At 53.7% G+C, this 24,322-nt stretch carries 21 protein-coding genes, 1 tRNA gene and 1 pseudogene; 12 read left to right on the top strand and 11 right to left on the bottom strand.

The genetic code is table 11. From position 1 onward, the window contains the following. The first annotated feature begins 11 nt into the window (after nucleotides 1-11). Both REH51_RS02485 and REH51_RS02480 read left to right on the top strand, forming a co-directional pair. A tRNA-Arg gene (locus REH51_RS02485) sits at nucleotides 12-88 on the top strand. 324 nt (nucleotides 89-412) lie between these two features. Next, on the top strand, nucleotides 413-778 hold the full coding sequence (locus REH51_RS02480) for a VWA-like domain-containing protein (RefSeq protein WP_234667740.1): 366 nt from the start codon (nucleotides 413-415) through the stop codon (nucleotides 776-778). Between the two features lie 190 nt (nucleotides 779-968). Here the strand turns inward: REH51_RS02480 and REH51_RS02475 are convergent. Next, nucleotides 969-1,761, bottom strand: a pseudogene (locus REH51_RS02475) (DUF8612 domain-containing protein); the annotation flags it as partial. Nucleotides 1,762-1,799: 38 nt separating this feature from the next. Here REH51_RS02475 and REH51_RS02470 point away from each other — a divergent pair. Next, nucleotides 1,800-2,069: a zinc ribbon domain-containing protein gene (locus REH51_RS02470; protein WP_234667742.1), complete on the top strand. Its 270-nt coding sequence runs from the start codon at nucleotides 1,800-1,802 to the stop codon at nucleotides 2,067-2,069. 90 nt (nucleotides 2,070-2,159) lie between these two features. Here the strand turns inward: REH51_RS02470 and REH51_RS02465 are convergent, their stop codons facing one another. The 5 genes from REH51_RS02465 to REH51_RS02445 all read right to left on the bottom strand — a co-directional run bounded on the left by REH51_RS02465 (nucleotide 2,160) and on the right by REH51_RS02445 (nucleotide 7,656). Continuing rightward, a complete protein-coding gene (locus tag REH51_RS02465) occupies nucleotides 2,160-2,492 on the bottom strand; it encodes a single stranded DNA-binding domain-containing protein (protein WP_009721851.1) in 333 nt (110 codons plus the stop codon). A gap of 14 nt (nucleotides 2,493-2,506) precedes the next feature. Next, the gene (locus tag REH51_RS02460) at nucleotides 2,507-2,644 is read right to left on the bottom strand and encodes a hypothetical protein (RefSeq protein WP_009721852.1); all 138 of its coding nucleotides are present in this window, start codon (nucleotides 2,642-2,644) and stop codon (nucleotides 2,507-2,509) included. 93 nt (nucleotides 2,645-2,737) lie between these two features. Continuing rightward, nucleotides 2,738-4,102, bottom strand: coding sequence for a sensor histidine kinase (locus REH51_RS02455; protein WP_009721853.1), 1,365 nt, complete (start codon nucleotides 4,100-4,102; stop codon nucleotides 2,738-2,740). Then, complete coding sequence (locus tag REH51_RS02450) at nucleotides 4,099-4,776, bottom strand: response regulator (RefSeq protein ID WP_498936760.1); 678 nt, start codon at nucleotides 4,774-4,776, stop codon at nucleotides 4,099-4,101. The genes REH51_RS02455 and REH51_RS02450 overlap by 4 nt, the downstream gene beginning before the upstream one ends. A gap of 147 nt (nucleotides 4,777-4,923) precedes the next feature. Next, nucleotides 4,924-7,656, bottom strand: coding sequence for an AAA family ATPase (locus REH51_RS02445; RefSeq protein WP_498936758.1), 2,733 nt, complete (start codon nucleotides 7,654-7,656; stop codon nucleotides 4,924-4,926). Nucleotides 7,657-7,863: 207 nt separating this feature from the next. Here REH51_RS02445 and REH51_RS02440 point away from each other — a divergent pair, with 207 nt between their 5' ends. From REH51_RS02440 to REH51_RS02415, 6 genes are all read left to right on the top strand, one after another. Further along, a complete protein-coding gene (locus REH51_RS02440; protein WP_498936756.1) occupies nucleotides 7,864-9,156 on the top strand; it encodes a serine hydrolase domain-containing protein in 1,293 nt (430 codons plus the stop codon). After that, on the top strand, nucleotides 9,153-10,829 hold the full coding sequence (locus REH51_RS02435; protein ID WP_009721857.1) for a ShlB/FhaC/HecB family hemolysin secretion/activation protein: 1,677 nt from the start codon (nucleotides 9,153-9,155) through the stop codon (nucleotides 10,827-10,829). The genes REH51_RS02440 and REH51_RS02435 overlap by 4 nt, the downstream gene beginning before the upstream one ends. A gap of 57 nt (nucleotides 10,830-10,886) precedes the next feature. Beyond that, complete coding sequence (locus REH51_RS02430; protein WP_498936754.1) at nucleotides 10,887-12,509, top strand: serine hydrolase; 1,623 nt, start codon at nucleotides 10,887-10,889, stop codon at nucleotides 12,507-12,509. A 455-nt stretch (nucleotides 12,510-12,964) separates the two neighbouring features. Beyond that, nucleotides 12,965-13,501: a hypothetical protein gene (locus tag REH51_RS02425; protein ID WP_009721859.1), complete on the top strand. Its 537-nt coding sequence runs from the start codon at nucleotides 12,965-12,967 to the stop codon at nucleotides 13,499-13,501. Then, nucleotides 13,498-14,622 (top strand): sensor domain-containing diguanylate cyclase, encoded by a 1,125-nt coding sequence (locus REH51_RS02420; RefSeq protein WP_009721860.1) that lies wholly within the window; start codon nucleotides 13,498-13,500, stop codon nucleotides 14,620-14,622. Before REH51_RS02425 ends, REH51_RS02420 begins: the two co-directional genes overlap by 4 nt. A gap of 357 nt (nucleotides 14,623-14,979) precedes the next feature. Next, nucleotides 14,980-15,459, top strand: coding sequence for a CreA family protein (locus tag REH51_RS02415; protein WP_009721861.1), 480 nt, complete (start codon nucleotides 14,980-14,982; stop codon nucleotides 15,457-15,459). 6 nt (nucleotides 15,460-15,465) lie between these two features. On the opposite strand, the gene REH51_RS02410 is transcribed toward REH51_RS02415, so the two are convergent. Both REH51_RS02410 and REH51_RS02405 read right to left on the bottom strand, forming a co-directional pair. Further along, complete coding sequence (locus tag REH51_RS02410) at nucleotides 15,466-16,059, bottom strand: CAP domain-containing protein (protein ID WP_009721862.1); 594 nt, start codon at nucleotides 16,057-16,059, stop codon at nucleotides 15,466-15,468. Next, entirely contained in the window at nucleotides 16,040-16,528 is a 489-nt protein-coding gene (locus tag REH51_RS02405; protein ID WP_009721863.1) for a pyridoxamine 5'-phosphate oxidase family protein, read from the bottom strand. Before REH51_RS02405 ends, REH51_RS02410 begins: the two co-directional genes overlap by 20 nt. Nucleotides 16,529-16,926: 398 nt before the next feature. Here REH51_RS02405 and REH51_RS02400 point away from each other — a divergent pair, with 398 nt between their 5' ends. The 3 genes from REH51_RS02400 (at nucleotide 16,927) to csiR (ending at nucleotide 20,588) form a co-directional block, all read left to right on the top strand. Continuing rightward, nucleotides 16,927-18,372, top strand: a complete 1,446-nt coding sequence (locus tag REH51_RS02400; RefSeq protein WP_498936752.1) for an NAD-dependent succinate-semialdehyde dehydrogenase — start codon at nucleotides 16,927-16,929, stop codon at nucleotides 18,370-18,372. Between the two features lie 40 nt (nucleotides 18,373-18,412). After that, a complete protein-coding gene (gene gabT, locus REH51_RS02395) occupies nucleotides 18,413-19,684 on the top strand; it encodes a 4-aminobutyrate--2-oxoglutarate transaminase (protein ID WP_039868559.1) in 1,272 nt (423 codons plus the stop codon). A 193-nt stretch (nucleotides 19,685-19,877) separates the two neighbouring features. Next, nucleotides 19,878-20,588, top strand: a complete 711-nt coding sequence (csiR, locus tag REH51_RS02390; RefSeq protein ID WP_498936750.1) for a DNA-binding transcriptional regulator CsiR — start codon at nucleotides 19,878-19,880, stop codon at nucleotides 20,586-20,588. Nucleotides 20,589-20,690: 102 nt separating this feature from the next. On the opposite strand, the gene REH51_RS02385 is transcribed toward csiR, so the two are convergent. The 3 genes from REH51_RS02385 to dctP all read right to left on the bottom strand — a co-directional run bounded on the left by REH51_RS02385 (nucleotide 20,691) and on the right by dctP (nucleotide 23,784). Then, complete coding sequence (locus tag REH51_RS02385; RefSeq protein WP_039868455.1) at nucleotides 20,691-22,010, bottom strand: TRAP transporter large permease; 1,320 nt, start codon at nucleotides 22,008-22,010, stop codon at nucleotides 20,691-20,693. A gap of 219 nt (nucleotides 22,011-22,229) precedes the next feature. Further along, nucleotides 22,230-22,772, bottom strand: a complete 543-nt coding sequence (locus tag REH51_RS02380; protein ID WP_498936748.1) for a TRAP transporter small permease subunit — start codon at nucleotides 22,770-22,772, stop codon at nucleotides 22,230-22,232. Then, a complete protein-coding gene (dctP, locus tag REH51_RS02375) occupies nucleotides 22,765-23,784 on the bottom strand; it encodes a TRAP transporter substrate-binding protein DctP (protein WP_009721871.1) in 1,020 nt (339 codons plus the stop codon). The genes REH51_RS02380 and dctP overlap by 8 nt, the downstream gene beginning before the upstream one ends. Nucleotides 23,785-24,322: the final 538 nt, after the last annotated feature.

Below are 24,322 nucleotides of genomic sequence, written 5' to 3'. Positions count from 1 at the left end.
GCGCCCCATAAGTCCCTGTAGCTCAGTAGGATAGAGCAGCCGCCTCCTAAGCGGCAGGTCGCAGGTTCGACTCCTGCCAGGGACGCCAACTGGGGTTATTGAGAAGTCCTGAGAAGGCCTAAAAAGAGTACAATACTCTGAAATAAAAAGTCTTTAGCTCCTCATCGTTCCTAGCTGTTCCTTCCAAATCCCGCTGCTAAATGGTATACAGAATGGTATATGCCCCCATTCGAAGATGCTCGGTATACCGCCATGGCACTAACCGTTCGACAGATAAACTCAACCAAACCTAGCACGAAAATTATTACCCTCCAGATAGCATGGGGTTAGAACTTAGCCCCGGATCTGCAAGATGATGGAATACCGATCAACCGCAAGACAGTGGCTGCTAGCTTAAAGCGTCAATGCTTGTGTGCTAAAGCCGCCGAAAAATTCAAAGCTACTACCAACTAGCAGCAGTTGTCAGCGGGCGTTACCGTACTTTTTAAGCGAGCTTGTCGGTATTTTAGCGGCCTGCGATCGCCTGCCGGTAGACGTCATCGAGTTCGATAGCCAGATTATCCAGCGTAGCATGCTGCATGAAGGTCAGCTCCATGAGCTGGCGCACTGGCAGCGCCAAGGCGGTGGTGGAAGTGATATTCGCTCCGTGTTTGAATCGCTGGCGATCACATCACCTAGCGTATTGGTGGCGTTAACGGATGAAGTTGTAAACATCCCAGCGTTCACCAGGCTACCCAGTGATTTGGCCGTCATACTGCGAACCATCGGTCCCTTGTGACCTGGGGTGAGACGCTATCCATGGATGGAAGGCCTATCGCGGGGCGCGCCACTACTCAAAGACATGCCAGATTCACAAGCGACGAATACGCTGAACTGGATGAGCTGGGGGTATATTTGGAAGCGCAGCGGCTAGGAAGAATATCGATCTACCCGTCACGTTTAAAAGGAATGCTTTCAGGGCAATATCTTTATTGGAGTTTCCTGGGGGCTAGCTGCCATTCTCCAGCCCAGATCCTTTGCGGTAAAAACTGGGTATAGTACAGGGGCATCACAATATTGGTTGGCTCTAGGGCTGAGGGACCCTGTGTGCCCGTTAACTTAAATGTTTTGCTTGGTGAGCATTTTTCGATGTAGGACGCCAGTGATTTGGCTCGCGTGCGTTTCCCACTTTTGACTTCGACTGGGACAATGCCCCCCTCGTCCATTGCTAAAATAAATTCAATTTCGGCGCGTGCGTCATTCCACGAATAGCTTGGATCAACGCCAATGGCCGTGAGCTCTTGTTGCACAAAATTTTCTGCCACATACCCTTTGTACTCATAGTTTTGTTGTTTGAGCTCTTTGTAACTGCTACCCAGCATGTGGTTGAGCAGCCCAACATCAAACAGAAATAGTTTCACCATATTCTCTTTTTTGTAGGCCGCCAGAGGTGATCTTGGCTGTCCTTCAAAGGGGTAGTTCGCCAAGGCTAGTCGGCAACATGTTAACCAGTGGATGGCAGTCTCAAAATCGCTATAACGTGATTTACGCTCATGCACATATTTAAACTTAAAGCGCTTAACGGACGCATCGGCAACTTGAGACAGCTGTGACGTAATGTTGTTGAACACAGATTCAATCAGCGTTGCATCGACTTTGCCTGCATACTTGCCAAAATCGCGACGATATCCTTCGACTAAATCAGCATGAATTTTAGATACCTTTTTCAATGCGTTCTAAAATGCTCGAGTCTTTATATTGATACCAAGTAGCCACTGCTTCCTTAGCTGCAGGCCTCCTTGCGGATCCTCCACTTGCTGATGCCAGTTGGTAGCCTGAGCGAAAAACTGGCGTACAAGGCGAAGGAGCAGTGCAAACATCTGGTAAAAATCGACCAGTGGTTTGCCAGCTCCAAAACCTGCTCCTGCTGTGGTCACAAGGTTGAGTCAATGCCCCACAGTATCCGCACCTGGGACTGCCCTAGTTGCGACACAAAGGATATTGACCGTGACGTAAACGCCGCGATCAATATTTGCCAGCAAGGCATCTTAAAATTAAAGGCCAAAGGACTGTCGGCTTCTGCCCATTGAGGCCTGTGTAAGACCGGTAACGCACCTGCATCGGCCTAAGACGTGAGAAGCCTCGCCCGTGGTCGCGTAGCGACTCAGGGCGGGGAGCAGTCACTCATACTGGTGCTCAAACTGAACCACACTGCCGTCCGCGTGGATGAGCTGGCGGGCATAGACTTCCCTGGGGCCAAAGCCATCATCCACAAAACCGGTCACCTGGATGGCTTCGCCTACCTGAGTGGGCACCCAGTTTGGCCCAACGTAAATATTGATGCTGCCTGTCGCATCCTGCAACCGGAACTCGTCGGTATCCGAAATGCGCTCAACAGTGCCTGATAAGGTCACCATATTGCCTTTTTGCGCGTCGCCGATGGGGGTGATCTGGCTCGCCATCAAAGCAGGTGCTGAAAGAAGTGCGAGGAGTGCAATGGTCAATGCTTTCATGGGTATTTCCTCCATCAGTTCAGAGCAATCAGAATCAGGGTGACAAGAATGGCCGCACCAATGGCAAGCCATTTTTTGGGCACCCGTATATCAATATCGCCAGAGAGCCACTCGTTGGTATTGCGTAAATTTACTTGTCTGATATTTTTCATTGCGCACCTCCAAACCTGGTTGCGGGCAAATCCTTTATTGCCCTTGCAGATTACGTCGACAACCTGACGGGAACCTGACGAAGGTGCGTTTATTTAAACGTTATTTTTATTTCGATAGTTTTTATTACGATAGATCAGAATGAATTCAGCACCCCTTGCGGGATGGTTGGATACCTTGATAGCGCCTTTCTGGGCCAGCTGCAGGCGTTGAACAATGGCAAGCCCCAGGCCGCTACCGCCGGGGAAGGCATTTTCCCCTCGCCAGAAGGCGTCAAACAGATGGGCAAGGGCATCGGTGGCAATACCGTCGCCGAAATCACGCACACTCAGCGTACCTTCAGGGCTTACCCGTATATCCACCCGCTGGCTGTTTGAGTGCAGCACTGCATTTTCCACCAGATTGGTTAGCGCGAGCTCGACGCCCTCGGGAGCGGCCTTGACGATGGCAGGCTCTGAAGATGGGTGTAAGGAGAGCGAGACGCCGTTCTGATAGGCAAAGGGAGCCAGGGTCGCTATGACATCTCTGGCAATTTTGTTCAGGTCGCTGCGGGAGAGCGAGGAAATATCGAGCGAATCGGCCTTAGAACTAGCCAGCACCTGGTGGACGGTGCGGGAAAGTGCGGCCAGATCGGCGCGCAGTTTGGTGTGGGTTTCACCGTCGGGAAGGGCGGCTAGACGTGCCGTCAACACGGCAATGGGTGTTCTCAGGGCGTGGGCGATTTCTGCACCTCGGCGCTGTTCGGCCACAAGGGCCATGTTCAGGCGTTTCAGGGTGCGCTGAGTGGAGTGAACTAGGTCGTCAATTTCAGCGGGAAGCGCGGTATCTTTGAGCGGCGGTGCAGGTTGGCCGGGCTGGATGGTTCGCGCCCAGTTGGCGGCATGCGTGACAGGGCTCAGGCCGCGACGGATCATGAAGTGGTTGGCCGCGAGCATGATGACGGCCACCGGAAGAATGGGAATCCAGATATGAGTCAGAAACTCACGGGCCAGGGCGCGTCGGACAAGGTGGCCAGGATCATCGTGCATGACAAAGACCAGCCTGACCTTTCCTTCAGGGCGCTGAATCGCCGTTGACATTAAAATGACCTCCCCGTCCGCTGTTGTTAGGCGGGTCTGCCAGTGCTGGGTAAACAGGTCTGTTTCCAGCGCCTCTGGCGGTATCAGCGCGGTGTTCTCGGCATCCAGCAGGCGGCCTTGGGCATCCAGCAAGGCAAAGCCATAACTATGTGGATAAGAGCGGTATAACGCGGTTGCCTGTGCATGGAGGTTTGGGTCGGTACTTTCCATGGCCTCCTGCAGCAGGGAAAGCTGTTTTTCGATGGCCTCCCGTTCCAGTGACGGTTGATCGGCACTGTAATACGTCCCCACCACGATGACGTTCATCACGATGGTGACCAGCAGTATCCAGACCAGACGGTAGGTCAGGTTCCTGGCCAGTGTAGGCGGTCTGGGGCTCATGAGGAGGTATCTTCCACCAGCATCCAGCCCACACCGCGAATGGTGATGATCGTCAGCCCGCACTTCGTGGGTTTGAGCGCTCGCCGCAGGCGTGAGAGGGAGGCTTCAAGGGCGTTGGGACCAATGTCATCATCAAAACAGTAAATCGAAGCTTCCAGTGCCTCCCGTGATAGAACTCTCCCTTGGGCTCGCATCAACTGTTCCAGAACCCCTATTTCACGCTGGCTGAGAGGCAAGGGGGTGTTGTTGACACTGATCATTCGGGAAGCCGTATCAAACGCCAGCGAGCCGTAGCTGAGTATTGTCTGGGAGCGTTTGCCTGGCCGCCGTAATATAGCCCGGCACCGGGCAATAAGCTCGGGCATTTCCACGGGTTTGACAAGGTAATCGTCGGCTCCACCGTCAAGCCCGGCCAGCCTGTCAGAGAGCAGGTCCCGGGCCGTCATGACAATCACGGGTGTTTGGCCATTGGCGCTAAGACGTGGCAGCAGCGTCAGGCCATCGCCATCCGGCAGGCCAAGATCCAGCAGCACCAGATCATAGTTAGCCGCTTGGTGCATCGCGAGTGCGCTGGATGCGTTGCGGGCCGTATCAACGGCAAAACCGGCATCGCCCAAGGCATGGGCCACCGCTTCGGCCAGGGTAGGGTGGTCTTCAACCAGCAGCATCCGCATCGCCGTTTCCCGTTGGTATTTCTTTTGGATGTTAGCGAATCTTTACCCAACTTAGTACGATTACCACCTGATATTGAATACAACCTTACCGCCTTTAAAAGTCGGCTCATCCTGCCGCTAGGGCGGCCAACTTTCGTACCGCCGTTTTCACATGGTCAGTTCGACCCTCCCCTGTGCCCGTGCCACGGCTTCGGCACGTGCGAGCGCCTGGCGGGCGATGTCGAGGCGGCCCGCCTCTTGGGCCAGCCCAGCACGTAGTCGGTGAAGCTCGGCGAGGTACCAGCGCTCGCCACTCGCCCGGACGATCGCGAAAGCCTGACGCAAGGCGTGCATCCCAGCGACTGGATCGCCCATGTTTCCCGCAACCTCTGCGGCGAGTCCGTGGCAGAAGGGTAGCGTGATCCTGACGCCCATCGCACTGAAGGCCGAGAGACCCGTCGCAATCCGCGAGGCCCCGGTTGTGTCTCCGGACATTGCCTGCGCCCAGCCTGCCAGCATCTCGCCTGCGTCGCCCCAAACGGGCACCGCCTCAGTCCGGCACAGAGCGACTAACGCTTCTGCCCGGTCACGGGTTAGTTCAATATCGCTACGTAGACGTGAGCAGACCGCCCCGCACCATAGCATTTGGGCGCGCCCGAAGGCGGCGCCCAATCGGTCAGCGCGCGCACTGCCAGCGGCGAGGTGCCGCTCTGCCTCTGCCGAGGTGCCGGTTAATTCGGCGACACAAGCCGCGTACTGTCGACAAACAACTTCGGGGTCCTCACCGAAAAGTACATTACCGTCCTGCTCGGCATGTCGCGGTGCGATCTCCAGCACGGCGGCGATTTCCGTGGTACAGGCCTGTAGGTCGCCGGTGAAAAACCGGGTCTGCCCGACGGCATTATGGGCTACCATCGCCATATGGGCCGGTGCCTGCCCCGCGAGTGACTGCAGCCCTAGCGCGAGATCTTCGGCACGGGTCAGTTCAGCACGCGTCAGGTGATCGTTCCAGAGCCCTGCAAGAACCGGGATCGTTGTGGCGGGATCGCCGACCTCGGCAGCTAGTTGACCCGCGCGGCGGTAGACCTCCCGAAGTTCTTGCGCAGTAAACCCATCCGAGACGATGAGTGCCGCCCCGAGCCCGAGCAGGGCATCGAGTTCGGTAGCGCGATCGACCTCGGGCTTCGTCGTGCCAATCCCGCTGCCTCGAGTTAGGAGATCCCGCGCACGGCGGAACTGCTCTACGGCATCTATGGAGGCGCCGCGAGCCTGTGCACGCCGCCCCGATAGCACACGATAGTGTGCGGCGCGCGGCCAGTCGGCGCCGCGTTCAAAGTGATCAGCCAACACGGGGGCGATCTCGCCCGCTGCGTGACCGTGGCTGATCTCTAGTCGGAGACCGACCCTTCTGTGCGTGCCTTGCCTGTTCGCTGCCGGCAGCCCATCGTAGAGCGCTTCGTGATGTAGCGCGTGCCGGAAAGCATAGCGCGTGGCCACTGTTCCGTCGGGCCGATGGCTGAGGCCCGCGCGGGTGATGAATCGTCGGTTCCGCGCGAGGTGCTCTAGCTGCCGCTCCGCCGCTTCCACCCCGTCGCGGTTGTCGGCTAGATCGATGGCGGGAAAGGTCGGTCCCGCCACGCTGGCGGTTTCAAGCAAGCTGCGTTCCTCAGCCAGCAGGCGGCTGGTGCGTTCGGTTTCGATCAGGGTACGGACACTTGGGGCGATGGCTGCGACCAGCGCCTCGGGTGTGGATGAAAGCCGCCAGCCGGCCTCGTCACGCCGCACAAGGCCTTGCGCCTGCCAAACGTCTGTCGCCGCATCAATGAGCATGGCATGGCCCTCGGTTCGGTGGGCGAGGGCCTGCGCCAAACCAGGAGGAAAGGAGTTGTCCTTGAACCGTTCTGCAAGGTATCCAGACACTGCAGACTCATCTAGACCGTCAAGGGTGATCAACCTGCAGTCTGGCTGCCGACTTAGTTGACCCAGCGTGGTCGCAAGCGTCCCGGCGCGGTCTAGTTCGTCATCGCGATAGCTGCCCAGAACCAGTAATCGCGCCGGTGTGCGTTGCAGCCCCCAAGCGGCTAGCCAGGCGAGCGTACTAGGGTCTGCCCAGTGCAGATCCTCTAGCACCAGAACTCCAGGACGGCTACGGGTCAGTCGTTCCATCAGCGCCGAGAATTCCCGCAGCATTGAGTTGTGGCGAGTACGATCCAACGCTTCGGCCTCCAAGCGACGCCCGGGGGAGTGTTGCTTGACCCAAGAGGGAGCGACGAGTGGCAGAAGCCGCGCCAGCGTGGCCTCCTCAGGTCCGACCATGAGTTGCGTCAATACATCCATCAGCAGCCCGTAGGGTTCGCGTGCGCCAGGGTGAGCGATGGCCTGACCCCGAGCAATCCACAGTGGCGTGCGCTGGGGTAAACTAGCCTCAAATGCTTCCAGAAGGCGTGTTTTTCCGGCTCCTGCTTCGCCCGAAATCAAAGCCATCGCCCGTCGACCATGCCTGGCGGCGGCGGCCCTTTCACTTAGGGTTTCCAGCTCCTTGTCCCGTCCGATGCAGAACACTGTCGATGCCGCCACGAGATCTTCAGACGCATCGCCGATCAGCGGGATCGGACGCGTTAGCCGGTAGCCCCGGCGGCCCACTGTCTCGATTAGCCTGATGTCTTGGGCGTTGTTATCCAGCATCTGGCGTAATTCGCGGATGCACTGTTTGGGTCCCGCCTCGTTACCAGGGCCGTTGCCCCATATCATGCGCCGCAAATCAGTCGTGCTGACCACTTCTCCTTGCTGCTCTATCAGTGCCACCAGTACGGACAGTGTCTTGGGGCGTAGGCGTATCTGTACTTCACCGCACTGTAGGATGCCTTCGCATAGGTTTACCTCGATATCTTCCGAAGTCATGTTTTATGGGGCCTCAAGACTTATTGCCGGAAGCCATTGCGCGTGAATGGCGGCAGCAGTTAAGTAAATGGCTTAGTAAAGCGCGAATTATACCAATATTGAACCCTAATTGAACTTTACACTTATTTGTTTGCAATCAGAAATGAGCTATCTTCGCCTTCGAGAAAATATAAGCAAAAATGCGCACAACAGAAGAGGGGCAGGCACATGACAGTCATCCGGTTCCAACACAGAACAGCCCGCTGGTTCCGGCCCGGCCTCTCGGTTTGCACCGTGGCTTTAGCCCTCGCTGCCCCCGTTACCTCGCAGGCTCAGGATCAGTCGCAGCAGCTCTGCGTGGCCGACCCGGCTGCAGTGACGGCTCCCGCGGCCATCCCGCTACCCGACACGCCGCTGCCTGAGGCCCTGTCCCGCGCCCTCGACGCTGCCGCGCGCAGGGCGTTAGACGGGGCCGCTGCGCCTGGGGTTATTGCGGGCGTTGTCACACCCGAGGGCCGCTGGAGCGGTGCTTGGGGGGGCGCGGACCCCGAAACCGATGCTGCGATGGAAGTCGGCATGCACACACGGATCGGATCGGTCACCAAGACCTTCACCGGCACCGCCCTGATGCAGTTGGCCGAGGCTGGCAAGCTATCGCTCGACGATACGATCGACCAGTATGTGCCTGGCGTTCCCAACGGCGATATCATCACTCTGCGCCATCTAGCCAGCATGACCAGCGGCTTGCTGAGCTATACTCAGGCGGATCCCTTCCTTGATCTTTTTTTCTCAGATCCTAGCTTGCACTATACTCCGCAAGACCTGCTTGATTTTGCCTTCCCCGGCTCGCCGATCTTTGCACCAGGGGAGAAGTTCAATTATTCGAACACCAATACTGTGCTGCTGGGCCTCGTGATCGAACAGGTGACCGGGCAAGATATAGACACTGTCTTTACTTCGATGATCCTGGACCCGCTGGGCCTGACAGAGACCACCGGCCCTGACGGTGCTGCCCTCATGCCAGAACCTTATCCGCAGGGATTTACCCTGCAAGGCGATGCTGCAACGCCGGCTGCACCCTCAAACGCGACACACTGGGATCCGTCCTGGGGATGGACAGCGGGTGGAATGATCTCGACCCTCGACGACCTGCTGGTGTATGGACGCTCCCTCGGCACAGGCAAGGGCCTGCTGGGCGCTGAGGCGCAGCAGGAGCGTCTGCGGTCCTTCCCAGAGCCGGCGGGCTACGGCATCGCTATGGGGTGCGTTGACGGCTGGGTCGGCCACACAGGTGAGCTGCCCGGTTACAACACGACGGTGTTCTACGACACGACGACGGATACAACGGTAGTCGTACAGGCCAACAGCGACATCCCTTCGGGGAATTGCGGGGATGAGGACGTGCTACCGGACAACCCCGACGACCTTGCATGCAGCTCGCCCGCTAGTCGCGTGTTTGAAGCGCTATCCGTTGCCCTCGGGCATCCGTTTTCTATGACATCGACGGCCTCAGCAGAGTGAGCGCGCTGACATTGCTGTTCCAGCACAGCCGTTCCTCAGCTCTCCGCTTGGGTGTTGCCGCTCTGCTTTGTGCCTGTTACGCGAGCCCAGCATTGTCGCAGGGCTTGCCAGACGTCAACCGCATCCTATCTGGGCAAACTGTTATCCTACAGCGCTACGAACCGCCGCCTCAGGTCGGCCGTGTCGCCATCGGCGTGCAGGACGAGCGCGACAGGATCGACTTAGAGCGCGCCAAAAGCATCCGTATTCGCCTGGCTTCGGTGCGCATTGATGGGGCGCGGACCCTACCTTTGTCGACGTTGACGCCGATCTGGCAGGGCCGAATCGGTGCCGAAATTACGCTGGCTGATCTTTACCGCATGGCAGATGCTGTTGACGCGGCCTATCTCGCTGCGGGCTATTTTTCCAAGACAGTGGTGCCGGTGCAGGATTTTTCTGACGGACAGATCCGGCTGCAGGTATTTGAAGGCTATGTCGACCGCATCGAGATCAACAGTCATATTCCTGGCATCGAGACACGGTTGGCACCCTACCTGCAACGTATTCTCGACATGCATCCTATTCGGGTAAAGGCGGCCGAGCGTGAACTGTTGTTGATGAGTGATCTTGCCGGACTTTCGATTGAAGGGACTTTTGTGCGCCCCGAAGGCGCGACGGGCGGCGGGGTGCTGCGCCTGGAGATCGGACAATATCGAAGCTCAGGAATGATCGGACTCGACAATCTGGGATCCGACACCGTTGGCCCATTACAAATGGCCGGTGTGGTGACCTTTAACGATGTCCTGAACCAGTTCGAGACCACCAATTTGACCGGTGTCATCACACCGCAACACCTTGACCGGATGACCTTGCTTCAAATGATGCAAAGCTATCCGCTCGGATCGAACGGCCTTAACGCGGGCTACAGTTTTGTTTACCTGCGCCAACACCCCGACGGGGGAGCCGGCGCGCCGGACATCGATGTGACATCCGCCATGGGCACGGCGTTTATGTCCTACCCGTTTCTGAGGACGCTGGACCGCTCGCTCTGGGGGCAGGCTGAACTGACGGTGCGTAACGATGACGTCGACGTTCTTGGCTCGGCCGCTGCCCGTAGCCGGATCCGCTGGGTGACGAACTCACTGCAATATAGTCAGAGCTTTGAGACATCCGAGATCAACCTCGAAGGAGCGGTGAATCTCGGCACGAACTCGGATATTGATATGGGCGCGGTGCCGGATGATTTCCACTTTGTTACCGCCGAACTGGACTACACACAGGCTTTCAGCGAGACGACGACAATGACATTGCTGGCTCGCGGCCAATACGCTGGCAGGCCCCTGCCGGGCGCTGTTCAGTTCGGTATTGGCGGCGAGACTTATGGCAGAGCCTTCGATAGCGGCACTATCTCTGGCGACAAAGGTGCAGCGGCCTCGGCCCAGTTAAGCCACGAGATCGATATCGGGCTAGCATTCCTGCCCACGCTTTCAACCTCGGCCTTCGTGGATTACGGCGCAGCCTGGTCCGACGACGTCACCGGACACATGTATCTTGGCTCCTATGGAGTAGGCCTTGGTGGAACGTTAGAGGAACAGCTGAATTTCCAGGTTATCGGTGCGCTTCCCTGGACCCGTTCTGACATAGTGGAAGACAAGGGGGGCAAGCTAATTTTCCAGCTGGCAATGCCATTCTAATCCGGCAGGAGGCATCGCCTCGCCCGTCGCGCTATCCATCCCACAGGAGACCCTGATATGACCGCACCGAAAGCCGCACGCCCCCTTCTGAGGTCGGCCTTGGGCATTCTAAGCGCTGCCGCAGCGTTGCTTGCACTCAATGCCCCGCTCCATGCGGGGACGCTGCCGACCATTGCCTTGCCGGACCCTGCGATCTCTCCTGCACGGGTGAACCTGTTGCCGGTGCCGCAGACGCGGATCGACGAAGCAGTCGCCTCGCTGGATGAGCTGGTGCAGGATATGTTGGAGCGGACCGGAGTACCAGGCCTCGCCGTTGCCGTGGTGCATGGGGAAGAGACACTGCTGATGCGCGGCTGGGGGCTGCGGGCGGAGGGCGCGGAGGAACAGGTTGATGCGGATACAGTCTTTATGCTCGCTTCGTTGTCCAAATCTGTCGGAGCCACAGTGGTGGCCACACAGGTCACGGATGGGATCGTCAGTTGGGACGATCCGGTTCGCAACCACTTGCCATGGTTCGACCTGGGCGATCCGTGGGTCAGCAATCATGTCACCATCGGGGATCTCTATGCGCACCGCTCTGGTCTGCCGGATCACGCTGGTGATGATCTCGAGGATATAGGCTATGACCGTCGCGCGGTGCTGGAGCGGCTGGCGCAGCTGCCCATGGGGCAGTTCAGGGCCGATTACGCCTATACGAACTTCGGCCTGACCGCTGCGGCCGAGGCGGGAGCCACCGCAACCGGCAAGGACTGGTCAACGCTCTCGGAAGAGGCGCTCTATGGTCCGCTCGGCATGGAGGTGACCAGTTCGCGCCACTCGGATTACATGGCGCGCGATAATCGCGCGGCAAGCCATGTGCCGGATGCCAACGGCTTCAGAGTGGCAGATCTGCGCCAGCCCGATGCGCAAAGTCCGGCGGGCGGGGTTAGTTCCAGCGCGCGAGACATGGCGAAATGGATGAAACTGGTGCTCTCCACCGGGCGTTTTGAAGGGCAGCAGCTGATTGCACCCGAAGCTCTCGTGCCTGCGCTTTCGCCGCATGCCATCAGCGGCCATCCCAGTGAAGCGGCTGATCGGGCTGGCACCTATGGCTACGGCTTTGGTGTCGGCGTGCGCCCCACCGGACGCGTTGTGCTGAGCCATTCGGGCGCCTTCGCCTTTGGTGCGGCGACCTCCTATTCGATGCTGCCGGACCTAGGGCTTGGGATCATCGTGCTGACCAATGCCAGCCCCACCGGCCTCCCCGAGGCATTGACTGCCAGCTTTCTTGATCGCGCAGAGTTTGGTGTGGAACAACGCGACTGGCTAGCGGCCTACGGGCCGCGCATCGCACCGCTCTCGGCCCCGGTCGGGGATCTGTTGGGCGTGACACCTCCGGCTGAGCCCACCGAAGCCCGGCCTGCCGAAGCTTATACTGGGATCTATGACAATGCCTATTTCGGGGCGGCTGAGGTACGTGAGACCGCTGACGGCTTGGTGCTCGAGGTTGGCCCCGCACCACAGCGCCTGCGGTTGATCCACTGGGACGGCGACCGCTTTGTCGCCTTCCCGGTGACAGAGAACCAACCAGAGGGCTCGGTTTCGCAGGTCGAATTCACCATGGGCGCGGATGGGAAGGCAGAAACGATAACCGTAGAACATCTGAACGAGGCGGGCCTTGGAGAGTTTCACCGATCATGACGCAGCCCAGCTGAGTGCTTCCTCCTTGGCTGGATCAGCTGCGCGGACTGTGTCGTCAGATTGTTGGGTAGGCGTCATGGCTGTTCCCTGTCTTGTCACCAACTTCCAGCCTGCCTCCGCGAGGTCTCTTCTGGGGATATTTTCAGAAAGATAAATGGCTTCAGAAAACGGCATATAAACATAGAGAGGATAAGAAGCACTTCAGGAAAGGGGGAGGCAGTGACAAGCTCAATGAAGTGCCGCCTCCTTTACGGCTGTCCATGATCTACAACCACAGAAAAGGTGCTTGAGCATTAAGTTCAGCACTATTTCCAAAGGGCACATAAACATTTGATACAAACTTTGACCTACCTTGAGAGACAGTACATTATCGTTTGATACAAGATACGCTGGATATAATTTGGTCAGTAAGTAACTTTTATAGAAACCTTTTTTTCCAATGAGTTATAAAAATAATGAATAATATCCCGTCGTTTGGCTTACGAAAATACATATGGTGGTTACACTCAGTTTCGCTGGTTTTCTTTGCTACTATTTTACTGGCAGCTGAAGTTAAGCCCGTTCCAGGCACTTTTGCTTCTTCACAAGATGAGGCTCCTATATTGATGGTGGATACTCAGGAAGGACGCCGTTATATTAGCCGTGCTGACATCGAAACCTTGCCACTTTATGCTACAAATTTTCAGCATTTCAAAGGTTTGTATGGAAGTTTTGCAGGCGTATGGCTGAAAGATCTGCTCTCTGCTCAAAATATTGATGAAGCGGCAACGCTTCGTTTCATCGCTCATGACGATTACAGCGTTTTTATAAATTCAGAAGATCGTCTCAAACGGGATTATCTTCTCGTTACCCGCCTCGATGGAGAACCTCTAACGCTGACTGACTTTGGACCCACGTTGTTGATTGTCCCGGCTGAGGCAGAGTCTGTTCAAGCAGGAACAGCCGACATGACCCATTGGGTCTGGTCAATTCGAGATATCATCGTCCAATGAAGTTGCGGGCTATAAAGTCAATAGGCTGGAAGCTGGGGTTAGCTTTTATTCTGATAACGGGTACTTGTGCCATTGCCATAGCGTTATATGGTTTACATGTTCGTCAGCAAATGGGGTCTAATTATACTTCGCTTGTAGCAGTGATTGTACGTTCTCAGACGCATGCCGTTATGTTTCGAAACGCTTTAGAGGATTTACGCGATCATCCTGGAGATCCTGAAGTATTTAGTCGCCTGGAGAATCTTCTGTGGCGGATACCGCAACATATTGATGGAATAAGTTTTAGTCTGCAGACTAATCTGCTTTCCGAATCAGATTATCATGCCTCTCTGGCAAGGTTACAGGATATTAAGGAGCGTCTGTCTGAGATGCGACAGCAGCTCGATGGAATTATCTTAGGTGACTCAATCGAAAAGTTTCTGTATCAAGGCCAAGTGATCGAAAACGACTTGGCTCAGGTTTACAGTACCTTTGAAGGAATGGTGCACTCAGAAGCAGCCAAGCAGCGCATTGTCATGGAGCGACTGGGGCGCACCATATCGGTGCTGGCTTTTATGACCCTGATACTGATACTAGGACTTCTGATTTCATTATTTAGACTTAAACGCGAACACCAAAAAGTTAAGCGCCTCAGTCAGTTTGATGAGCTAACAAAATTAGGCAATCGTCGCTATTTGCTGAGCTTTGCAGAACATTGTTGTAAACATAGCCAGCGCTCTGGTAGTCCTTTGGGCTTGATTCTTATTGATATTGACAACTTCAAGTATATAAATGACACATTTGGTCATCCTGCCGGTGATCTAATACTTCAGGTAGTTGCGGGAGTGCTAAAAGATGAAGCTCGCAAAATAGATGTGTTAGCTCGGATTGGAGGTGAAGAGTTCTGTATACTATTACCAGATACAGATGTTGATGGCGCCATGCAGCTAGCAGAACGGCTGCGTAAAAAAACGAGTGATCTAACACAAAAACAATTAGGCGTTGCTACCTCAGTTACAATGAGTCTAGGAGTAGCGATAGCATGTAAAAACGAAGCTACTTTTAAGCATCTTTATGCACGTGCAGACAAAGCTTTGTATCAAGCAAAAATGCATGGTCGCAACCGGATAGAATTCGGTTAGGGGAAATATATAGATCATCCTGCTGCTATAGGTTTAAAAAGTAGTTTGCATTTTCTGGTTATTCCCAGAGCGGCATATAAAAATACTCCTTTCACCAGCATCAATATTTCACCAATTTGGTGTAATAACACGCGCTATCCGCTTTGACACTTTAATCAGAGCTGTGTAGTGGCATAGTGAATTTGGCCGTCTAATTACAGGTGCTAATATGCACCAATAAACAAATAGATGGCAGCATGGCTAGAACGCCAAAACGTAATTTCAGCCCTGAATTCCGGCTCGAAGTAGCACAGCTGGTCGTCGTATCAGGTATGCTCTTGGCTTGCCGTTTCTGCTGCACCTGCTAAGGACATTGCTATGCGTTTCTCAACACCGGTTGCCATTACGTCGCTTGTGATGATGTCTACGTTAATGCTGACTACTTCGCTTCTGGCGCAGGATGCCCATATTGGCAGCGTGCGTACAGAGTTTAGGTTGATCGGACCGAACAGTACGATTGAAGTGGAGCGCTTTGACGACCCGAAAGTACAAGGGATTTCCTGCTATCTTTCCTACTCCCAAGTGGGCGGGATTTCAGGTGCGGTAGGGCTTGCTGAGGAAGCTAGCGAGGCGAGCGTGGCGTGTCGGCAAACGGGAGAGATCGTCTTCGACCCTGACGAGGTAGACGAGCAAGAGGTTGTTTTTAACCAACGTCGATCCGCACTTTTCAAAAACATGCGCGTGGTGCGTATGCACGATGTCGAAACTGAAACCTTTGTGTATTTGACCTACAGCACCAAGCTGGTAGATGGTTCGCCTAAGAACGCAATTTCAGCGGTCAACTACGGTGAGTTTTAAGAAGGGTTAGCGGGGGTGTCCCAGCACCTGTGCCCAAAAGGTGGTATACCGCGAGTCAGCATTGTCGGCTTTTGCCATGCCCATCTCGGTGAAGGTGTCGTTCATCATATTGCTGCAATGGCTGGGGCTCTCTAACCAACCGTTAACCACGGCAGCGACAGATGTATGCCCAGCGGCAATATTTTCACCCACCGCTTGCCATGCGTACTCTTGTTGATTGACGCGTTGCTCAACCCCTGCGCCGTCAGGATCTGAATGGCTAACGTAGTCGTTTTTGGCCATATCGTTGGCGTGCATGGCGGCAGCGGCCTCCAGTTTACAGCTCCAGGTTAACGGGCTGGCTGCTGGGAATGATTGATCACCACATTGACGGGCGTTGTTTCGTGCCTCGTTCACCCGCGTTAGCATTTCCTGTTGCTGATCAGTCAGGCCACACTCGCTGTTAGCACTGTCACTGTTGGTACTGTCGCTATTAGTACTGTCGGCGCGGGAGTCATCATCGGCCCACGTTCCGCTGCCTATCAGCATCAGTGTTACCAGACTAAAAAGCGCCCAGTGGGTAGGGCGCTTTAAGGTGACGTTAGCCGCCGAATTTTTCATTTTCGCCCATGTTGGGGGTGGCATCTTTTTTCAGATTGGCTTTCGCGATTTCATAGAGCTGGAAGGCTTTGCTCTCTTTTGCTTTCCAGTGCTCGCCCATTTGCACGTCAATTTCTAGCAGTGCTACGTCAGGGTCGTCTTTACCTTCTGGAAACCAAGCGGCAATAAAGGGGTTCCAGTAGCGCTCAATCAGCTCGCGGTTATCGGTCAGGTTGGCTTTACCTGAAAGCGATACATAAACGCCATCTTCCTGGTCGGAGAAACTAAGGCAAACGTCGTGATCGCTTTCTGTTTCAAATACCTTTTCGGCGCTGCGTCGTGTGAAGAACCACAGCTTGCCATCATACTCGTCTTGCACTAGGTGCATGGGGCGCGCTCGTGGAACCTCGTTATCCAACGTCACCAACATACCTACTTTAATATCCTTGATCATCTTCCAGATTTTCTGCTTATGCTCCGGGCTGGACATAGCGTCACACTCCTTATGTTTTCAAGAACAACATGTTTTCAAGAACGACAGTTTCAAGATGCCGATTTTGATCCATCTTCGTTGACAAGAATTTATACCAAAGCTGTCTGAGGTGATTCGCTTTTTGTACAAATCCTGTTAGCAGCCTAGTCATCATTTTCGATGTCATCAAATATCTCTGCACTTTTTTATGTATATGTTAAAAATATATTTTGACGTTTTTTTTAAATGTAGATATTTTTGTTGGTCATTACGTTTGATACTGCCTATCTGAAAAATGAAAAAGCTGGCTCGGTAGTGCTTTCGGAAGTACAGGCAATGGCGTTGTAGTGAGTTCGTGGGAGGCGCGGCCAGCGTTCGAGAGCAAGCTCTAATGTCATGGCAAAAAGGAAAACAAGATGAGTAAGTTACCCGATATTTTGATACCTGACGCATTTATTGGCGGAGAGTGGTGCGGTGCTGAAAAGCGCTTTGCGGTCACTAACCCTGCAAATGGTGAGCTATTAGCAGAAGTTCCAGACCTGGATGCGGATGGTGCACGAGCAGCGGTTGCCGCAGCGGAGGCAGCAGGACCTGGCTGGAAAAAGCGTACAGCGAAAGAGCGTGCGACGCTGTTGCGCGCCTGGTTCGATGCCATCATGGCGCACCAAGAAGACTTGGCTCGGCTAATGACGTTGGAGCAGGGCAAGCCGCTGGCAGAATCCCGGGGTGAAGTGGCCTATGGCGCATCATTTGTCGAATTTTATGCCGAAGAGTCCAAGCGCATGGCAGGTGAAACCTTGCCGGGTCATGGTGTCGATAAACGCATTCTGGTGTTTCGCGAACCCATTGGCGTTGTGGCCGCTGTTACGCCCTGGAACTTCCCGCTGGCTATGATCACTCGTAAGTGCGCCCCCGCTTTAGCAGCAGGCTGTACGGTGGTGATCAAACCTGCAGAAGCAACGCCTCTAACGGCGTTGGCAGTGGCGCGCTTGGCTGAGCTCGCTGGCTTTCCCGCTGGGGTGATCAATGTGGTCACTGCCAGCCAGCCTGCACCGATAGGGGAGGTGCTAACCACCGATCCCCGCGTGCGTAAGTTCTCTTTCACAGGCTCCACACCTGTTGGTAAAAAGCTGCTCGCTCAATGTGCAGGTACGGTCAAAAAAGTATCGTTGGAGTTAGGTGGTAACGCACCTTTCATCGTGTTTGATGACGCCGACCTAGACGCCGCCGTTGAGGGTGCTGTTGCCTCCAAGTATCGCAATTCTGGCCAGACCTGCGTCTGTACGAACCGCTTCTTGGTTCAGAGTGGCGTTTACGACGTTTTTGTCGAAAAGCTGGCTAAGCGCGTGGCGCAACTGAACGTGGGCAATGGGCTGGATGAAGGCGTTATGCAAGGCCCGTTGATCAATCAGGCCGCAGTTGAAAAGGTCGAGTCCCACATTGCTGATGCGATGGAAAAGGGTGGGCGGTTGGTCTGTGGTGGCAAGCCTCACACGTTGGGCGGCACGTTCTTCGAGCCAACGATTATTGCTGATGTGACCGACAACATGCGGGTTGCCCGTGAAGAGACGTTTGGCCCCTTAGCGCCTGTGTTCCGTTTCGAGACGGATGACGAAGCCATTGCCATGGCGAATGCGACTGAGTTCGGGCTAGCAGCCTACTTTTATGCACGTGACTACCGCAGGATTTGGCACGTCATGGAAGGGCTGGAGTACGGCATGGTGGCGGTTAACGAAGGAATTCTGTCTACCGAGCTAGCGCCCTTTGGTGGGGTGAAAGAGTCCGGGCTGGGCCGTGAAGGCTCACGTCATGGCCTTGATGAATTTACCGAGTTGAAATACGTCTGTGTTGGCGGCCTGTAAGCGATTTTCACTAATTTAATAAGGAAAGCAGTAAATGAAAATGAGCAATGCACAGCTGAATGAGCTTAAACAAAAATATGTCGCTAATGGTGCCGCCAGCCCCGCAACCCAATTCGCTGACCGTGCTGAGAACGCGATTATCTGGGATGCGGATGGTAACCGTATTATTGATTTCGCGGGCGGTATTGGCGTGCTTAATATTGGCCATTGTCACCCGAAGGTAGTCGAGGCTGTTCGTGAGCAGTTAGGTCGAGTGATGCACACGTGCCAGACCGTCATTCCCTACGAAGGCTACGTTAAAGTGGCTGAGAAGCTCAGTCAGCTTACCCCTGTGCGCGGTCATGCCAAAGTCATGCTCGTCAACTCTGGGGCTGAAGCGCTAGAGAACGCTGTGAAGGTGGCCCGTGCCGCCACAGGTAAGAATAACGTCATCTGCTTTGATGGTGGCTACCATGGCCGTACGTTTATGACCATGGCCATGAACGGAAAAGTGGCGCCTTACTCGGCTGACTTCGGCAGCATGCCTGGCAATGTGTTCCGTGCGCCTTATCCGGTTCCTTTCCATGGGGTGAGTGAAGAAGACGCTCTTCGCGGCCTTAAAATGACCCTTAAGACCGATGCCAATCCGAAGGACACCGCCGCTATCGTCATTGAGCCTGTGTTGGGTGAAGGTGGGTTCTATCCTGCACCGGCCAGCTTCCTTAAAGCGGTGCGTGAAATTTGCGACGAGCACGGCATGCTGATGATTGTCGATGAGGTTCAGTCAGGTTTTGGCCGCACCGGCAAATTGTTTGCTATTGAACATAGTGGCGTTCAGCCGGATATCATTACCATGGCCAAAAGCATGGCGGGGGGCATGCCAATCTCCGCGCTGGTAGGTACGGCTGAGCATATGGATGCATCAGGCCCTAACTCTTTGGGTGGCACCTATTCGGGCAGCCCCGTTTCTTGCGCTGCTGTTTTAGCCGTGCTTGAAGTGCTGGAAGAGGAAAAAATTCTTGAGAAAAGCCAGGCCTTAGGAGAAGTGCTGGGGCAGCGTTTTACTCAGTGGCAGCAACGTTTTGCGTGTGTAGAAAATGTACGTCATTTAGGCTCTATGGCGGCATTGGATATTGTTTCAGCTGGCCAAGAACCGGATGCAGAACTGGCCGCAGCAATGTGTAAGCGCGCACGCGAGAAGGGTCTTATCCTGCTTTCGTGTGGGCTTTACGGTAATACAATCCGCTTCTTAATGCCGGTCACTATTGAAGACTCGATACTTGAAGAAGGCTTGGCGATTGTTGAAGCGTTGCTGGAAGAGCTTACGGCGTAGCGTCTGATGCTTGTGGGTTATTTAAGCCCTGATTTAAGTCCTTACATATGATGATAGAAGCCGGTGCAGCTAGTCTGCATCGGCTTTTTTATTTCTTATTGCACTGAGTTATTGAGTGCGCGGGGTTGAGCACATTCAAACAGGTGTTACAAATTGTGCTATGATTTTTACCCACTTTGCGAAATGCATACTCATGAATTCATCATTCTTCCCAGACGAAACGGCAGATGCCAAGGAAAACTTGGGTATTCGTGCCTATAAGCTACTTAAGATAGACATTATTAAAGGCATTTTTCAGCCTGACGAAAAATTGCGTATGAGTGTTCTTAAAGCGCGCTATGAACTGGGTATTGGTCCTCTGCGAGAAGCACTTTCCCAGCTTGTTGCTGAGCATTTAGTGGTGGCCATTAGCCAGCGTGGCTATCGTGTGGCACCCATGTCGCTCGCTGAGCTTAAAGATATTTATGATGCCCGTGCGCAGGTCGAAGCCATGATGTTGGGGCTTGCGATAGAGCGTGGCGATGATGCCTGGAAAGCCAATATTCTGGCAAAGTCTTATCAATTAGCAAAGCTGACAGAAATGAGCTCGTCAGAAGGGCTGTTAGATATTTGGGACAGACGGCATAGTGATTTTCACACTGCCATGGTAGCTGGCTGCAACTCCCCTCATTTGATGAAAGTGCGCGCTGGGCTATTTGATAAAGTTCAGCGCTACCGCTTTTTGTGGCTTAAGGAAACCGTGTTTTCTGCTCAGGCCCTTGAAGCAAAACGCCAAGAGCATGCCGCTTTAGTAGACGCCACGCTTGAGCGTCGGAAAGATAAAGCAGTGTCGTTGATGCACGAACACTTGATGTCCCCTGTGCCTATTATTACACAGGTGATGCGTCAACAAGGCGTGGCATAAGGCAAGGCAAAAGAAGGGATCGAAGAAAGAATAAAAGAAAAGGCCCTAATGATTAGGGCCTTTTGGGTTGAGTTTCTGTCTATAGCCGTTTGATACGTTTGTTTAGAACAGTAGGTTGGGTAGCCACAGCGCAATACTTGGAAATAGTACGATAAGAGCTAAACCAATTATTTGCAGAGCAACATAAGGCAGCGCCGAACGATAGATATCGACAATAGTAATAGACTTTGGTGCGACTGATCGCATATAGAACAGGTTATACCCAAAGGGTGGTGTCAGATAAGCGGATTGCATACTTATAATGAACAGCACCGCAAACCAGGTAGTATCGAACCCTAAGTCACGTACGATCGGCACATAAAGCGGAATCGTGATGAACAGGATCGCAAAGTCATCCAGAAACATGCCAAGCGCAAAAAAGCTAACCAGCATGATGATGATGACGGTATAGGGTGACAGCGCGAAGTCATCGATAAAATCACTGACGATCATACCTGCGCCCAAGCCCATATAAATACGGCTAAAGAACACCGCTGCAATGGCAATCCAAAGCAACATACCCGTTATTTTGGTCGTGCTGAGCATTGCGTAACGTAGAAGGCTCCAATTAAGCCGGCCCCTTAGCGCCGCAATAAGCATTGCACCGCCTGCCCCCACTGCTGAAGCTTCAGAAGGTGAGGTGACCCCTCCGATGATGCAGCCCAGTACGGCGGTGACCAAAAGGCCAGGAGCAATAACATGGCGTAAAGAGATCAGCTTTTCTTTGGCGCTAAAACGTTCTTCTACTGGCGCTGCGGGGCCTAAGGCAGGATTTATGCGGCAGCGTATCAATATATACGCCATGTAAATACCGGCCAGCATTAGGCCAGGTACTAAGCCCGCAGCAAATAGCTTTCCTACGGATTCGCGAGCAAGAAACGCATAGACAATCATTAAGATACTGGGTGGGATCAAAAAGCCTAGTGCGCCACCTGCCATGATAGTACCGGTGACAAGCCGCTTGTGATAACCGCGCTTAAGCATTGCTGGCAATGCAATGATCCCTAAGCTGACGGTAGCAGCCCCTGAAACACCCGCCATGGCAGCGATAAGGGCGCAAATAAGAATGGTGCCAATCCCAAGTCCGCCTGGAAGGCTCCCCATTAGCTTATGCATCATTTCGAAGAGATCATCTGTAATGCCGGAGCGTTCCAGTACCAATCCCATAAAGATGAAGAGCGGGAGGGCCACCAGGAGAAAGTTATCCATGGTGCTATATGCCGATGATAACAAGAAGTCCAAGCCCCCAGGACCAAACATCATGTAGGCACTTCCCATGCCCGATATCATCAATGCCCACGCTAGCGGAGCACCTATTGCCATTAGGACGATCATGGAGAGAAACATGATCGCCGTAATTATCATGGGGTCTAAATTTAACATAGGGATACCCTTTGCATAGCATACCCAGGAGGATGTGCCGGGGTGTGTCTCTTATTTTTCACGGTAAAGCCACGTTGAAATAGAGCGAGGGTTAAGCAGCACGATGTTTAAGCAGTCCGTTGTTCAAGCAGCGCTAGTAAACACAACGACTAAACGGGGCTTATAAACGGGGCTTATAAACTTGAGCTAAGTCTAGGCTTAAACAACGCCAGGCTGTCTTTAATCAGCGTCGCTAATGTCGTCTCGCGGATCGTCATAGGGAATGCCAAGTAAACGCACGATGGCCCGCACTAGCTCTGCTACGCTCTGAAGAATTAGAAATCCAACGGCGATTGGAATGGTCGCTTTTATCGGCCAGAGCGGTGGACGCCAGATGCTACGGTTGGAATACTCGCCGATTAGCCAGGAGCGGTGGGCGAATTCCACGGCCATAGTGAAAAATATGCTCAGCACCAAAATGCCTAGTGAAAACACAATCACGTCACAGAACGCTTGCGTGCGCATAGGCAGCAGGCGATAGATGACATCACTTCGCACATGGCTTTGGTGGCGGAGGGGATAGCTGCCAGCCAGGATACTCAGCGCACCGAAGAACATCGTCGCTAGTTCGTGCCCCCACACAGTGGGGGCATTGAGTATATAGCGAGCGACTACTTCATAGAGCAGTACACCGATAATACCTAGCGTCAGCCAGGCGGTGACTCGTCCGACCCAGTCGGAAAGCCCATCCTGAAAACGTAGATATCGGCTGATCTTACTCACTCAGTCGTCCTTGCGCTTTGGCGTTGTTGATTAAGATTTCAACGGCTTTTGCGTTTCGCTCAGAGCGGGCTGCCTCTTCTTCCCAAATTGGCAAGGATGCTTCGGCTAGACGTTGCGAGTCTTCTTCCGGCAGCGTGGCGAATTCAAACAGCTCACCTTCATCGATGATGCGTTGGTTGCCTTCTTCAAGCCAGTTGTGAACGTCGTCCAGATACTGAGCCAATTCATCTACCAAAATTTGCTGCTGTTCTTCGCTCATACGTTCCCAGGAGTTGGGATTGATGAACGCGTTTTCTGTCCAGCCTGGGTTGAGTAAGTTGATATCGGTGTAGTACCCCGCCACTTCATTAATTCGCAGCTGTTCGTACTCTACAGGGCCACCGTAAACGGCTCCGTCAATAACGCCAGTCGAGAGTGCTACGTAGAGCTCTTCACCGGGAATAAAGGCCGTTGGGATATCGAATTTTTCCAGCACCGTTGCAATGGAGCTGGTTGCGCGGATGCGCATGCTGGATAGATCTTCCAGACTAGTGACAGGCTCTCGGGTGACTAAGCCATAATCGCTACCAAAGCCACGGCCAATCAGTTTGACGCCTTGTTCTGCGTAAGCTTCAGCGATGAGTTCATCAAGACCTTGATTGGCAAATATGTCACGAGCTTCTTCAACGTTTACCCAAGCTCCAGGGAGACCCCCTTCGATAGTGCCGATGCCAACGGTGCCAGGCCAATAGCTACCAACACCGTGGCCGATATCGATGCTCCCACGGGCTACGGCTTCGACAAACTGATCGCTGCTAACCAGCTCGCCACCACGGAAGAATTGTATGTTGATGGTGCCATCACTTGCTTCACTTACCCGGTCCCGCAAGTCAGCTGCTATATGATCAACTTCGGTGCCATAAAACGTATGCATGCGTAAACGAACAGTATCTGCATAGAGCGCTTGGCTAGCCATGATGGAAGCGGCGATGGAGGTCGCAAGAGCGCATTTCACGGATGTTGAGAGCTTCATAAAACCTCTTTGTTGGTAGCGTTTAGAGTTATAGAGGGCATCAATGTTTCTATTTCGAAACGATGTTGCACCTCCAGTTTAATCACACGCGCGGTGGTCATGCCATAAAAAATTTCTATAAAATCGTCTAACATCAACATTTTTACGATACGTTGATTAACAGTTAACCAGGTATTATTCGTGTCGCGACATGATTTTTAATATTTTTTTCAAAGAGTTAGTGTTTTAAAAAGCAAGTATTGTTGGCCAAGCTCATGCTCGAAACGTTGATAAAAGGTGTAGCCAACCACTCGTTGAGTCTGTTATTGGCCAAATCTTAGGTTAGACGGCACTTGAGATGGCGCTTGAGACGTCACTTGATGCATGGTTAAAGTAATCTTAGCTTAAGTATTTGGAAGCACGCTAGAGAAGGGGACTTGCGTCAGTTTATTGCGTCCTAGTACTGCTTTTTTTAATAAACGCGGCACGCGCTATCGTTAAGAATTGTTAGGGCAGGTTAGTGTGAGCAGTGGGTTTTTAACAATGAAAACTAATCAAG

It is taken from the genome of Halomonas bluephagenesis (assembly GCF_054790765.1).
This window is presented reverse-complemented; position numbering and strand designations above follow the sequence as displayed.

What these genes read in the sequence shown, in the direction of transcription:
- REH51_RS02470 (WP_234667742.1), top strand. Translation starts at nt 1,800, where the DNA reads ATGCCAGTTGGTAGCCTGAGCGAAAAACTGGCGTACAAGGCGAAGGAG.
- REH51_RS02465 (WP_009721851.1), bottom strand. Translation starts at nt 2,492, where the DNA reads ATGAAAGCATTGACCATTGCACTCCTCGCACTTCTTTCAGCACCTGCT.
- REH51_RS02460 (WP_009721852.1), bottom strand. Translation starts at nt 2,644, where the DNA reads ATGAAAAATATCAGACAAGTAAATTTACGCAATACCAACGAGTGGCTC.
- REH51_RS02455 (WP_009721853.1), bottom strand. Translation starts at nt 4,102, where the DNA reads ATGAGCCCCAGACCGCCTACACTGGCCAGGAACCTGACCTACCGTCTG.
- REH51_RS02450 (WP_498936760.1), bottom strand. Translation starts at nt 4,776, where the DNA reads ATGCGGATGCTGCTGGTTGAAGACCACCCTACCCTGGCCGAAGCGGTG.
- REH51_RS02445 (WP_498936758.1), bottom strand. Translation starts at nt 7,656, where the DNA reads ATGACTTCGGAAGATATCGAGGTAAACCTATGCGAAGGCATCCTACAG.
- REH51_RS02440 (WP_498936756.1), top strand. Translation starts at nt 7,864, where the DNA reads ATGACAGTCATCCGGTTCCAACACAGAACAGCCCGCTGGTTCCGGCCC.
- REH51_RS02430 (WP_498936754.1), top strand. Translation starts at nt 10,887, where the DNA reads ATGACCGCACCGAAAGCCGCACGCCCCCTTCTGAGGTCGGCCTTGGGC.
- REH51_RS02425 (WP_009721859.1), top strand. Translation starts at nt 12,965, where the DNA reads ATGAATAATATCCCGTCGTTTGGCTTACGAAAATACATATGGTGGTTA.
- REH51_RS02420 (WP_009721860.1), top strand. Translation starts at nt 13,498, where the DNA reads ATGAAGTTGCGGGCTATAAAGTCAATAGGCTGGAAGCTGGGGTTAGCT.
- REH51_RS02415 (WP_009721861.1), top strand. Translation starts at nt 14,980, where the DNA reads ATGCGTTTCTCAACACCGGTTGCCATTACGTCGCTTGTGATGATGTCT.
- REH51_RS02410 (WP_009721862.1), bottom strand. Translation starts at nt 16,059, where the DNA reads ATGAAAAATTCGGCGGCTAACGTCACCTTAAAGCGCCCTACCCACTGG.
- REH51_RS02405 (WP_009721863.1), bottom strand. Translation starts at nt 16,528, where the DNA reads ATGTCCAGCCCGGAGCATAAGCAGAAAATCTGGAAGATGATCAAGGAT.
- REH51_RS02400 (WP_498936752.1), top strand. Translation starts at nt 16,927, where the DNA reads ATGAGTAAGTTACCCGATATTTTGATACCTGACGCATTTATTGGCGGA.
- gabT (WP_039868559.1), top strand. Translation starts at nt 18,413, where the DNA reads ATGAGCAATGCACAGCTGAATGAGCTTAAACAAAAATATGTCGCTAAT.
- csiR (WP_498936750.1), top strand. Translation starts at nt 19,878, where the DNA reads ATGAATTCATCATTCTTCCCAGACGAAACGGCAGATGCCAAGGAAAAC.
- REH51_RS02385 (WP_039868455.1), bottom strand. Translation starts at nt 22,010, where the DNA reads ATGTTAAATTTAGACCCCATGATAATTACGGCGATCATGTTTCTCTCC.
- dctP (WP_009721871.1), bottom strand. Translation starts at nt 23,784, where the DNA reads ATGAAGCTCTCAACATCCGTGAAATGCGCTCTTGCGACCTCCATCGCC.